The sequence below is a fragment of the Gottfriedia solisilvae genome, from assembly GCF_002128405.1.
GTDB classification, from domain to species: domain Bacteria; phylum Bacillota; class Bacilli; order Bacillales; family Bacillaceae_G; genus Gottfriedia; species Gottfriedia solisilvae.
Genome location: NZ_NETJ01000002.1, coordinates 667,977 through 679,665, shown reverse-complemented (window position 1 = coordinate 679,665; position 11,689 = coordinate 667,977). Strand labels below are relative to the sequence as shown.

15 protein-coding genes are annotated in these 11,689 nt (G+C 32.5%); 5 read left to right on the top strand and 10 right to left on the bottom strand.

Translation table 11 applies throughout. The features are described from left to right. Position 1 precedes the first annotated feature (1 nt). From xerD to spoIIM, 4 genes are all read right to left on the bottom strand, one after another. A complete protein-coding gene (xerD, locus tag CAB05_RS08150; RefSeq protein WP_087999323.1) occupies positions 2–928 on the bottom strand; it encodes a site-specific tyrosine recombinase XerD in 927 nt (308 codons plus the stop codon). 6 nt (positions 929–934) lie between these two features. Then, positions 935–1,153 (bottom strand): YqzK family protein, encoded by a 219-nt coding sequence (locus tag CAB05_RS08145; RefSeq protein WP_087999322.1) that lies wholly within the window; start codon positions 1,151–1,153, stop codon positions 935–937. 226 nt (positions 1,154–1,379) lie between these two features. Beyond that, on the bottom strand, positions 1,380–1,829 hold the full coding sequence (fur, locus tag CAB05_RS08140; protein ID WP_087999321.1) for a ferric iron uptake transcriptional regulator: 450 nt from the start codon (positions 1,827–1,829) through the stop codon (positions 1,380–1,382). Between the two features lie 67 nt (positions 1,830–1,896). Then, positions 1,897–2,580: a stage II sporulation protein M gene (spoIIM, locus tag CAB05_RS08135; protein ID WP_235821395.1), complete on the bottom strand. Its 684-nt coding sequence runs from the start codon at positions 2,578–2,580 to the stop codon at positions 1,897–1,899. A 137-nt stretch (positions 2,581–2,717) separates the two neighbouring features. Between spoIIM and CAB05_RS22660 the strand changes: the two genes are divergently transcribed. Next, positions 2,718–4,013, top strand: coding sequence for a methyl-accepting chemotaxis protein (locus CAB05_RS22660; protein WP_087999319.1), 1,296 nt, complete (start codon positions 2,718–2,720; stop codon positions 4,011–4,013). A 65-nt stretch (positions 4,014–4,078) separates the two neighbouring features. On the opposite strand, the gene CAB05_RS08125 is transcribed toward CAB05_RS22660, so the two are convergent. The 3 genes from CAB05_RS08125 to CAB05_RS08115 all read right to left on the bottom strand — a co-directional run bounded on the left by CAB05_RS08125 (position 4,079) and on the right by CAB05_RS08115 (position 6,526). After that, a complete protein-coding gene (locus CAB05_RS08125) occupies positions 4,079–5,062 on the bottom strand; it encodes an alpha/beta fold hydrolase (RefSeq protein ID WP_087999318.1) in 984 nt (327 codons plus the stop codon). Between the two features lie 170 nt (positions 5,063–5,232). Continuing rightward, positions 5,233–5,913 (bottom strand): DUF975 family protein, encoded by a 681-nt coding sequence (locus CAB05_RS08120; protein WP_087999317.1) that lies wholly within the window; start codon positions 5,911–5,913, stop codon positions 5,233–5,235. A gap of 67 nt (positions 5,914–5,980) precedes the next feature. After that, on the bottom strand, positions 5,981–6,526 hold the full coding sequence (locus tag CAB05_RS08115) for an NUDIX domain-containing protein (RefSeq protein ID WP_087999316.1): 546 nt from the start codon (positions 6,524–6,526) through the stop codon (positions 5,981–5,983). A gap of 87 nt (positions 6,527–6,613) precedes the next feature. Here CAB05_RS08115 and mciZ point away from each other — a divergent pair, with 87 nt between their 5' ends. Together mciZ and CAB05_RS08105 are read left to right on the top strand one after the other, a co-directional pair. Next, complete coding sequence (gene mciZ / locus CAB05_RS08110) at positions 6,614–6,763, top strand: Z-ring formation inhibitor MciZ (protein ID WP_087999315.1); 150 nt, start codon at positions 6,614–6,616, stop codon at positions 6,761–6,763. A gap of 37 nt (positions 6,764–6,800) precedes the next feature. After that, entirely contained in the window at positions 6,801–7,709 is a 909-nt protein-coding gene (locus tag CAB05_RS08105) for an aldo/keto reductase (protein ID WP_087999314.1), read from the top strand. A gap of 24 nt (positions 7,710–7,733) precedes the next feature. On the opposite strand, the gene CAB05_RS08100 is transcribed toward CAB05_RS08105, so the two are convergent. Then, positions 7,734–8,240 (bottom strand): GrpB family protein, encoded by a 507-nt coding sequence (locus tag CAB05_RS08100; protein WP_087999313.1) that lies wholly within the window; start codon positions 8,238–8,240, stop codon positions 7,734–7,736. Between the two features lie 234 nt (positions 8,241–8,474). Between CAB05_RS08100 and CAB05_RS08095 the strand changes: the two genes are divergently transcribed. Together CAB05_RS08095 and CAB05_RS08090 are read left to right on the top strand one after the other, a co-directional pair. Beyond that, the gene (locus CAB05_RS08095) at positions 8,475–8,939 is read left to right on the top strand and encodes a MarR family winged helix-turn-helix transcriptional regulator (RefSeq protein WP_087999312.1); all 465 of its coding nucleotides are present in this window, start codon (positions 8,475–8,477) and stop codon (positions 8,937–8,939) included. An 18-nt stretch (positions 8,940–8,957) separates the two neighbouring features. Continuing rightward, positions 8,958–10,475 (top strand): MFS transporter, encoded by a 1,518-nt coding sequence (locus CAB05_RS08090; RefSeq protein ID WP_087999311.1) that lies wholly within the window; start codon positions 8,958–8,960, stop codon positions 10,473–10,475. 232 nt (positions 10,476–10,707) lie between these two features. Here the strand turns inward: CAB05_RS08090 and CAB05_RS08085 are convergent, their stop codons facing one another. Then, entirely contained in the window at positions 10,708–10,905 is a 198-nt protein-coding gene (locus tag CAB05_RS08085; protein WP_087999310.1) for a tautomerase family protein, read from the bottom strand. A 13-nt stretch (positions 10,906–10,918) separates the two neighbouring features. Beyond that, the gene (locus CAB05_RS08080) at positions 10,919–11,689 is read right to left on the bottom strand and encodes a 2-keto-4-pentenoate hydratase (protein WP_235821394.1); all 771 of its coding nucleotides are present in this window, start codon (positions 11,687–11,689) and stop codon (positions 10,919–10,921) included.

Genomic DNA, 11,689 nt, shown 5'->3' with positions numbered 1-11,689 from the left:
TTTAAGCTCTTGGGTGAAATTCTTTATACACATCTTTTAATCTATTTTTCGTTACATGAGTATAAATTTGTGTTGTTGATATGTCTGCATGTCCAAGCATTTCTTGCACCGACCTTAAGTCTGCACCGTTTTCTAACAGATGAGTTGCAAATGAATGTCGCAAAGTATGAGGAGTTAACTCATGCTGAATATTTGCTTTTTCAGCTTGTTTCTTTAAGTTTTTCCAAAAACCTTGTCTCGACATTCGATTACCATGATGGTTTAAAAAAAGCGCATCGTTTTGTTTTTTTCCCATCAATTTAATTCGTGCCATTTTTAAATACTGCTCTATTGAGTTAATTGCTAATTTCCCTAGTGGAATAATTCGTTCTTTACTTCCTTTTCCTAGGCATCGCACAAAACCCATTGTTAAATTTACATCTGAAAGATTTAAAGATAATAACTCAGAAACACGCATTCCCGTGGCATATAATAATTCTAGCATCGCCTTATCTCTTAATCCAAATTCAGAGCTGTCTGATACCTCTAACAACGCCTCTACTTCAGCAAGTGAGAGTACTTTTGGTAACACTTTTGGCGCTTTTGGAATTTCGATTAAAAGTGAAGGATCATCCTTCATTCCATCTACTTCTCTGATTAGAAATTGGTGAAACGAACGAATAGTAGCTAATTGACGAGCCATTGTTCTTGCCGTTAAATCTCTTTCTTTCAAATATTTTAAATAGCCAATAATATGAATTCTCATAATATTAGAAAGTCCTTGTATACGCTCAACTTGGTCCATATACATACCATAGCTTTCTAAATCATTACCATATGATAGTATTGTATTTTTTGATAATCCTTTTTCTACTTGAATAAAATGGATAAAATCTTCTGCTGCATAATCAAATTCTTTTTTAAATGGCGTTTTTTCATTAGTTGTCACTCTTCATTACTCCCCGTTTTGATAAAACCGTACCAATTGATTTAAAGTACCATGATTATGGTCTTTATCAACTTTTAACATTGATCCTTCTGGTCGGTCATATCTATGCATATCCTCATATTCTGAATGTATCCATTGTATAGCAAAATAAAATAAGATTGTACATGTAATAAATAAAATGGCTACCTTTAACACATTCAAAAAAATAACTGCTCTTTTTTTCATATGACCACCACCTTTTTGCTAGAAGTAAAGACATCATTACTACATACTATGCAAAATTTGGACAAATCATACTTCAATTCTAAGATTAGATTTATTCTTCTCTAAGAACATGAAAAAGAGCAGACCTATTTTGATGAACTGCTCTACTCGCTTTTTATTGATCCATATTCAAGGATACTTCATAAAATGTAATTTTTAGTTTAAACACTCAATAGTTACCGATCTTTTATTGTTCTTCAGAATCATGGCAACGATGACATACACCATGAAACGATAAACGATGATCTTTAATTTTAAAATTCCAACGTTCTTCAACCGTCTTTTCAATATCGCTTAAGAGATTTTCATGAATTTCATCTACTGCTCCACAAATAGTACAAATTAAATGATGGTGAAAATGTTGAGCACCTTCATGTCTTAAATCGTATCTTGAAACGCCATCACCAAAATTTATTTTATCAACAATTGTTAACTCAGTTAGTAATTCTAACGTACGGTAAACAGTAGCAAGTCCTATTTCTGGCGATTTTTCTTTCACTAGGAGGTAAACATCTTCTGCACTTAGGTGATCTTCTTCGTTCTCTAATAAAACACGAACTGTAGATTCCCGTTGTGGTGTTAATTTATATCCTGCTAAATGTAGTTGTTTTTTTATTCGTTCAACTCGTTCTTCCATTTTTTTCACTCCCTCGCCACTTGATAATAATTATAACAAAGAAAGAGAAAGTGTCAAAAATTATTTGCTAATTTTTTGAAACTATTATTTCTGAAATTGCTTTTAAAAAGTAAGAAGAACCGTAAGCTTCGATAACACTAGCAATACTCAGACAGATTGCTACTAAACAAAAAACGATTGAATAGGATACTAATTGTTTCATGATTGCTTCATTATCATTTTTCATAAATTGTTTTCGGATCATTCGAATTGATAACTGAACAGCTAAAACGGTTAATAATATATATAGAGGTAATACGATAACATTTTGCGGAAAGACAGATGAAAATGCTAATAATATTCCGTGCCACCCTAGCTGGTTCACTAAAAATCCAACTGTAAATCCAACTACTAATCCTTTCATAAATAATAAGATTAATATAATTGGCAATCCAATAATTGAGATTCCTAGAATCCAAATTAATGCTAAAAACTTTAAATGAGTCGAATAACTCGACAGAAACACTTCATTACCATTTATATAGCCATCATTATTAACTTGTCCAAAAAATTGCGTAATAAATGAAAGTATATCCTGTTTTTGACTTACGTTCATACTATTTACAATGACTGCTCCGAAAACAACACCAAATAGTAAAATGACACTTACAAAAATATAAAGTGGCATATAATCCTTCACATGATTCTTCATCGTTAATTGGACTGAGCTTCTTGTCATACCATCAACTCCTGCGTCGTAGTCTCTATTCATTTTATGATTGGACAAGTAATTTATTCTTTGAATTTATAAAAGTTTGAAAATTGATGACAAAATAGTAACGAAGAAATAATTCTTTCCGATAATAAGAGTAGAGTTAAATTTTATAAAGGCAACGGAGGAATTTATTTATGTTTACGTTTAAGAAAAAAACAAATCGTAAAGGTGTAACGACAGTGAAAGCTGATCAAGTGAAGGTAATTGTTGATTTATCTCAAAAACATTTAGAGCAATTCCAAATGATTAGTTACACAAGTGAAGATATAGCGCTTAAAGGTCAGTTTTATTCGACTTATATTAAAAAGCATGAAAAAGAAATTACTGAAAATGTGATGGAGAGCCTTGGAAGCAAAATGGATACAGTATTTCGTATCTTAGGTGATTCTGGTGAACCAACTACATTAATCAAAAAACAAATTGAGTTACATTTCACAACAGTTTATAATGCTAATTTCGTTGATATGATTAAACGATTAACAGCAGTATATACAGCAAATAACCCTGAATTTTATATTGGGGCTTTCCAATGTTATTTAACAGAATATATTAGAGTGGCATTCCTTGAAATTGACGACGCGATTGAACGCACAAAATTTATTACTGCCATTATGAAATCATTAAATTTCGAACAACAATTATTCACACAATTCGTGAAAGAAAATATTTTAGAAGAAACTGAATTACATAGTAAAACTGAAGAAGAATTAAAAGCACAAATTCAAGAAATTGCTGAAGAGCTTGTTGCACTTACTCAACAAACAAATGCTGCAGTTGAAATGCTTGTAGAACAAAGTCACCAAGTAAAAACACAAGTTCAAGACTCTAATTCACAAGTAATTAAAACACAAGAAATTGCTGGTACTGGTAAAAATCAAGTAAAAGATTTAGCTGATAGTATTGGGGTTATTTCTACAAATACTCAAAAAGTGATTGAAGTGGTTGAGCATTTAAATAGCTCATATCAAGATATTGCTGATGTTATTAAAATAGTACAAAGTATTGCAGACCAAACGAATTTACTATCTCTAAACTCTGCAATTGAGGCAGCTCGTGCTGGTGAGCATGGTAAAGGATTTGCTGTTGTAGCATTAGAAGTACGTAAATTAGCTGAGCAAACGAAAAATTCAATCTCAAAAATCGAAGAAATTATTGAAGTCTCAAATACTTACTTACACGATGTAGTAACATCAATCAATGATGTGTCTGGTATTGTAAAAGATGGACGCGTTCATGCTGAATCTACACAAGTATCATTCGTAACAATCGTTGAAGAAATGGGTAAAAGTATCGCAGGTGTTGAAAAAACCGAGAAAGAAATTAATCAGCTTGCTGAAACGATTAATGAAATTGGACAAGCAACTCACCGTGTAACTTCTTCAGCAGAAACATTAATGAACGTTGCAACAAAAACTTTAGTTACAAATTAATTTTTTACTAAAAAAGCTGTTCTAGTCTATGACTAAAACAGCTTTTTTCATTAATCTTGTTTGTGTTACTTAATGAATAAATCGATTTGATCTCTAATCAACTGACTAATATTTTTAGCAGTGTCTTTATTATTTCCGTATATAGAAGAATGTGTGTAGCCTTGAATTGTTTTATGACTACCTTTTAATGACATTCTTGCATATTGCTGATGATAATCCTCTACTCTTTGTAATAGTTCAGCTTGGTTCTTTTTACCGAATGATAAACCACTTTGTTTTGAAGCAGTTAAAACGAGCAATGGGATATCTATTTGTTTTTTTAGTGCTTCTCCAATTCCTTTATTACTGTAATAAAGGTTTTTCCATTCACTTACTACAGTTTTCCAGTGTTTTAAGCTTTTTAATGCCCTTAACATTTCAAATCGTTCTTCTGTATGCTGTTTAAACATTTTGCTAATTAATTGACTTGGTAAAATGTTTGTTATCTTTAGTTGATTTGCTCTCTTCATCAATAGCGCATATTGATAAAGTAATTTATCATATAATTTTTGTTCATTATCCTCTAATTGAGGATGAGTTGGATCAAGAAGAATCATCGATTGAACTCTATTTGGAAATAAATGATTCAGTTGATATGTAACATACGCCCCAAGTGAATGTCCTACAACAACCAGTGGACTTGAAATATTTAATGTCATTAATAAATCATAGCATTCAAAAGCTTGCTGCTCAGCTGATCGTTCACTTGTCCACTTCCCACTTTTTCCATAGCCAAGTCGATCATACGCAATCACTTTCGCATATTGACTAAGCTCCTTTTGTAAATACTGCCATTGATGAAGAGTATGCATCATACCGCATTCTAATAATATGGTAACCTTTCCCTCTCCCATTATTTTAACATGATACGTTCCTAGTTCTCCTGTTACAAACAAGGTTTTCACCTCAGTAATGATCTTATTTGGTTTATTGTATTCCATTTCCTTATTTTCTATTTTAACAAAAACTTCTTTTATTAATGAGTATTTAGTTAATTTCTTGAAACTCACATTCTAAACTAAGTGCGGTGCGCGTTTTGATGCATCTTCCCGTTTGTCCTTTATCGATTCAATATCAGGAACTCCACGCTTTTTCGATTCACTAACTTACTAAAATACCAATTTTTTTAGAAAAGTTCACCAACAAAAAAAGACGCCTAAAAAAGCGCGTCTTAAAAATATTAAATTAATTCACCTTTTGCTTCATATGCTTCTTTTACTTCTTCATAGAATTGTGTAATTGCAGCATAGTAGTAAGGACCAACATATAAAAATGCAATTCCAAAAGTAATAATAACTAATAATGCCCATCCGATAAAAGATAAAAATAGTAAAAAGTACTTCCACTTGTATCCATCCATCATTCTTCTGCTTAATGTTATTGCATCTAATGGTTTCATATCAGGATGATCTTTTAGGATATATCCAACCTGAGAATAAGCAATACCTTTAATAATTCCAGGTATAACTAATAATAAAAACCATAGAAACACAAAAATAGTTACAAGAATAGTTGTAAGTGCTGCTCTTACAAATTGGTGACCGCTTTTAAAATAGTAGAATAAATCCGAAAAACTACGGTCTTCATCTCTAATAAGTTTTAATAAATACACCGAAAACCCATAACCTGTTACTGCAGATAGAATAGTTGTGATGAAAGAAATAATTGTTGTCGGCCCAGCAGGAATCGTCTCTTCATAACCTAGAAACAATTGACCATGATAGTATATGTTTGCTGGTCCATTAAATATCATATGAATAAGACCTTGTATAACACCAAAGAAGACTAGTGTTAAGATTGTTTTACCCCAATTACCAGACAATCGTTCTTTGGCTGTTTTCTTGATAGATGATATTTTCATTATCTCATTCCTTTCTTTTTTAATCTTTACTATTCTATCTACAATCTAACAATAAATTGACACTTTTTTAATTTTTATTTAATAATTGTAAGTATTGAATCGCATAACAAGTCTTTGCATCATGAATTGAACCCTTTTTTAACTCTTCTAAACATTCTTCAACTGAGAGCTCTAGCAATTCAACAAATTCATCTTCATCCAATTGTGCACTGTTTTCTAATTTTCTTAATCCTTTTGCAACAAAAATATGTATGTACTCATCAGCAAAACCTGGTGATGTATAAAAAGATTGAATATGTTTCCACTCATTTGCTTCATACCCAGTTTCTTCTTCTAATTCTCTTTTTGCTGTATTAATCGGTTCTTCCCCTTTTTCTAGCTTACCCGCTGGAATTTCTAGAATACTTCTTTCTAATGCTTTACGATACTGTTCTACTAATACAATTTTCCCATCTTCTGTAATCGGAATGATTGCAACTGCCCCAGGATGTTTTACGATTTCGCGAGTACTTGATTTACCATTTGGTAATTCAACTTCTTGATGATAAAGAGAAATGACTCTCCCTTCGAATATTTTTTCTTCTGACAGTGTTTTTTCTTCAAATTTTTTCATTTTTTTCATCACCTGTTCTAATTTGTATAGTTTTCACATACATTTTATCACTTAATTATATAAATTGCGTAAAATTGGGGGAGTAAAATGAAAATGTCTCGAACGAACACATCAGTTATTTTAGTGGGGTCAAAAACTGAAATTTTAAAAACGCTTCAAGTGATGAGTCAACAGTATGAAACAGTCCAAGAGTGGATTAAAAAGTCCGATGGTCGGGCTCTATATGTTGTAAAATAAATGACGATTCCCTACAATTACAATTGGAGGGATTATGATGAAAAAAAGAATGCTCGGATCAACACAACTGGAAATTAGTGAAATTGGTTTAGGTTGTATGTCATTAGGAACAAATGAAAATGAAGCGATTCAAACAATCCATGCCGCACTTGATTCTGGTATAAATTATTTAGATACTGCTGATTTATATGATTTTGGCCAGAATGAAGAAATAGTTGGAAAAGCATTAAAAGGTCGTAGAGACCAGGTAATATTGGCTACAAAGGTTGGAAACCGTTGGACTGCAACACAGGATAAATGGACATGGGATCCATCAAAGAAACATATTTTACAAGCTGTCAAAGAAAGCTTACGCAGATTAAATACCGATTTTATTGATTTGTATCAGCTACACGGTGGAACAATTGAAGATTCATATGAAGAAACAATTGAGGCATTTGAGGAACTTGTTAAAGAAGGTTACATCCGTCATTATGGAATTTCCTCCATTAGACCAAATGTAATAGAACGTTTTGTCAATCATTCAGCAATTCAAAGTGTAATGATGCAGTATAATCTACTAGAACGTCGTCCTGAGGAATTTTTCCCATTATTTGAGAAACATAATATCTCTGTTATTACAAGAGGATCAGTCGCAAAAGGTCTTTTAAGCAATAATTGGAAAAACAAACTCTCCAGTAAAGGATACTTACATTATTCAGAACAAGAATGTAAGGAAATAATTGAACAGCTTCTCCAAATTACGCAAGACGAACAATCATTACATAGTTTAGCTATGCAGTTTATTTTACAACATAAAGCTGTCACTACCTTAGCGATAGGCGCTAGAAATAAAGAACAATTAATGGAAAATCTAAATGCTTATTACGCAAAACCGATAAATAGTCAGCAATTAGATCGAATAAATGATATATGTTTGATTGGAAAATATGAAGAACATCGATAACTCCTTCCTATTCGGAAGGAGTATTTAATTCTTCCATTTACTTACTTGTTGATCAACCTTTTCTAGAAATTCACTTCTACCTTTTTTATATTTAGCTTCATCGTTTGAAAATTGATTAGCTAATTCTTTTTTTAATCTACTATATTCTAAAGCTTGTTCTGTATGGGCAATCATAAACTCTCTGAATGCAATCCGACGCTCAATTTCAGGGTTTCCATGTTGAAAAATGTGAATATGATAACTACAATCTCCATCACATTTCATAAAGATTCGTCTTTCTTCTTCGCATGTTTCCCCCATCGGCTCATATCCTATAGTACAAAGTACTTTACTATATCTGTCGAACTCTTTTAAGCTTTGGACAGCTATCATTAAATCTACAATTGGAACTGCAAACATATTTGGAATGGACGTACTCCCTATATGATAGATTTCCACTTTTTCAGGCAATAAATTTTGGATTTTTTTATTTTCATTTTGAAAGTCTTTTTCCCAAGATGATTTATAAGGAACTACATTTATTCGTTTCATAAAAATTTCTCCTTTTATCAGGTGGTCTACTTTACTATTGTTACCGACTTTGAACTGACTAAATCAAATGAAATGTTCTATTTTATATCTATTAAATTTATAGATTAACTTTTGGTTAAAATACAGTATATTCCTTCTTTATTTCAAATTGTTGATTTATAATTATTTTACATTATAGGCTAGTTTACTAGACTAATAGTTGTTGTACTTCTTAATTATTAAGGAGGAAATAAGATGTCAGAAGGTAAAATCTCAAGAGAACAATTTATTTCATCACTCGTTATGGAAATGCGGAAGTTTCATACTTCAATTGTCTTGTTTAACGAAGGTATCGCAACAAAGCTACATCTAAATGCAACTGATTTACGGTGCCGAGAGTTACTTAGCCATACAGGACCAATCACAGCTGGTCAATTATCTCTTTTAACTAATTTAACGACTGGAGCGATAACAGGCGTCATTAATCGACTTGAAAAAGAAGAATTAGTTGAGCGCATAGATGATCCACACGACCGAAGAAAAGTAATCATTCAGCCCTTATATCACCGTGATAATGAAATTACATATCTATTTAAACCCTTATCTGACTCACTTACTGATATTTTTGAAAAGTACAATGACGAGGAATTAATATTATTATCTAAGTTTTGGAATGATATAAACTTGTTAATTCCTAAAGAAACAAAAAAATTAACATAATCATAAGGGGGAAACTGAATGGTTTCAAAAGAAAGTAAAGTTGGCCTAGTCGTCACTGGACTACTATTAGGAATGCTAATGGCTGCAATGGACAATACAATTGTGTCTGCTTCAATGCCAACGATTGTAGGAGAACTTGGTGGGTTAGATCAATTTGTTTGGGTTACTTCTGCATACTTAGTAGCTACTATGGCAAGTATGCCGGTTTTTGGTAAATTATCTGATATGTATGGTAGAAAAAGATTTTATTTATTAGGTCTTGCCATTTTCTTAATCGGGTCAGCATTATGTGGAACTGCAAATAGTATCGAACAGTTAAGTATATATCGTGCAATACAAGGAATCGGTGGAGGTTCATTAATGCCGATTGCTTTTACAATCATATTTGATATTTTCCCGCCAGAAAAACGAGGGAAAATGACGGGCTTATTCGGAGCTGTTTTTGGATTATCAAGTGTTTTTGGTCCTCTATTAGGAGCTTATATTACCGATCAAATTGACTGGCGCTGGATTTTCTATATTAATTTACCATTAGGCATCATTTCATTATATTTTATTTCTCAATTTTATAAAGAAACGCTACATTTAAGAAAACTGAAAATTGATTGGCTAGGCGCAATTACATTAGTCGGCTCTGTAGTAAGTCTAATGTTTGGACTTGAGCTTGGTGGCAATGAGTATGCTTGGGATTCACCTCAAATTATTAGCCTTTTTGTCATTTTTGGAGTACTTTTCATTTCATTTATTTTCATCGAAAGAAAAGCCGAAGAACCGATTATCTCATTTAGTTTATTTAAAAAACAATTATTTGCCGCAACGCAAGGAGTTGCTTTCTTCTACGGAGCTGCATTTATCATTACAACCGTTTTAATCCCACTTTTTGTTCAGGCTGTTTATGGCGGAACTGCAACGAATGCTGGTATTATTTTAATTCCAATGATGGTTGGATCTGTAGTAGGTAGCCAAGTAGCAGGCCAATCTGTGAGAAAATTTAGCTACAGAACAATCATGCTTGTTTCAGTTGTTTTATTCTTCATTGGAATGGCATTACTTAGCACGCTAGATATTGAAACTTCGCGTAAAACTGTTACATTCTTTATGATTATTGCCGGTCTTGGTATGGGTTGTTCATTCTCATTATTAAGTATGGCAACACAACATAAAATCGAACCACAAAAAAGAGGAATTGCTACATCTACAAATACATTCTTTAGGACTTTAGGAATGACAATTGGTGTAACCATTTTTGGTTCAATACAAAATCATGTATTTAAAAATAACCTAAGTGACGAACTAGGTAGCATAAAAGGTTTTGCTGGAAAGATTGATTCTCGTGCATTATTATCAGCTGATGCAAGAGCTCAAATCCCACCGGAAGTTCTTCATAAAATTACCGAAGCAATGGCAAATTCAGTTGCCACAACTTTTAAATGGACTTTAGTTCCAATCTTATTAGGTTTTATCGCAATTGTCTTAATGGGTAAAGAACGTTTATCAGTAGAGATTGCTGAAAATAGAGCTAAAAAAGCTCAATAGTAAAAAATGCCATATCTTAATTGATATGGCATTTCAGACTGCCCGCCAAACGCTCGCTTTCTTCGTTGCTTCGCCTGCTTGCGGTGCTCATTACCGTCAAAGGTAACTCCGCTCCTCATACATCTTTGCGCCTCGAAAGACAAGCGTTTTCAGGCAGTCTGAATCTCTTAGTTTTTGTACTTTGTTTCAAACTGAAAAGCCATATCTTTATTGATATGGCTTTTTCTTTTATCTATTTATTTTTTGATAAATCTGCCTTAGAAATTCCGCCAATGGACCAATTTTCTTCTGAGTACTCATTTAATAAGATTCTAACTTGATTAGGCGAAACATCCAAGATACGACAAACTACTTCATTCATTTCTTTCAACAGGTTATTTTTCACATCTTTACTTCTTCCTTCTAACATTTGAACTTGAATAATTGGCATTACAAGTCACCTCTCACTTTTCAACTCGTAATGTCATATTTTCTAATCCTTCAAAATGTGCTTCTATGAGATCACCTGCTCCAACATGGACTGCCTCTGTAATTCCACCTGTTAATATAATCATACCTGCATCTAACTGGTATCCATTTTTACTAATCATTTTTACTAGTTTAACAACAGATTCGACGGGGTGATTAAGCACATCTGAGCTAATTCCACTTTGAACCTTTTCTCCATTTTTATATAACTCAACATTTATTTGTTCCCATGCCGTGTATGTAGGAGAATATGTTTTTTCACCAAGAATGAATTTAGAAGATGAGGCATTATCTGCTACCACATCAGTTAACGTAAAAGAGAAGTTCTTGTAACGACTGTCAATCACTTCTAACGCTGGTACAATATATTCAGTTGCATTCCAAACATCTTCAGCTGTGATGTCAGAACCAAATAATGGTTTATTCAGAACAAAGGCAATTTCTGGTTCGACACGAGGATGTATTGTTCCTTCCATTTTAAGAACTGAAGTTTGTAACTCCATTGACTGAGTTAATCTTCCGTAGATTGGTTCATCGACATTTACTGATTTTTGCTTTGCAATACTTGTTAAGCCCATCTTCCAACCGATAAGTGGATCACCATTCTTAATAGCATAATCAATGCTAACCTTTTGAATTTCATAAGCATTACTTACATTTAATTCCGGATAGTGATTCGTAATTTTATCCATTTCTTTACCATTTTTTTGATGTAGATAGATTTTATTCGCAATTTCAGTAATCAT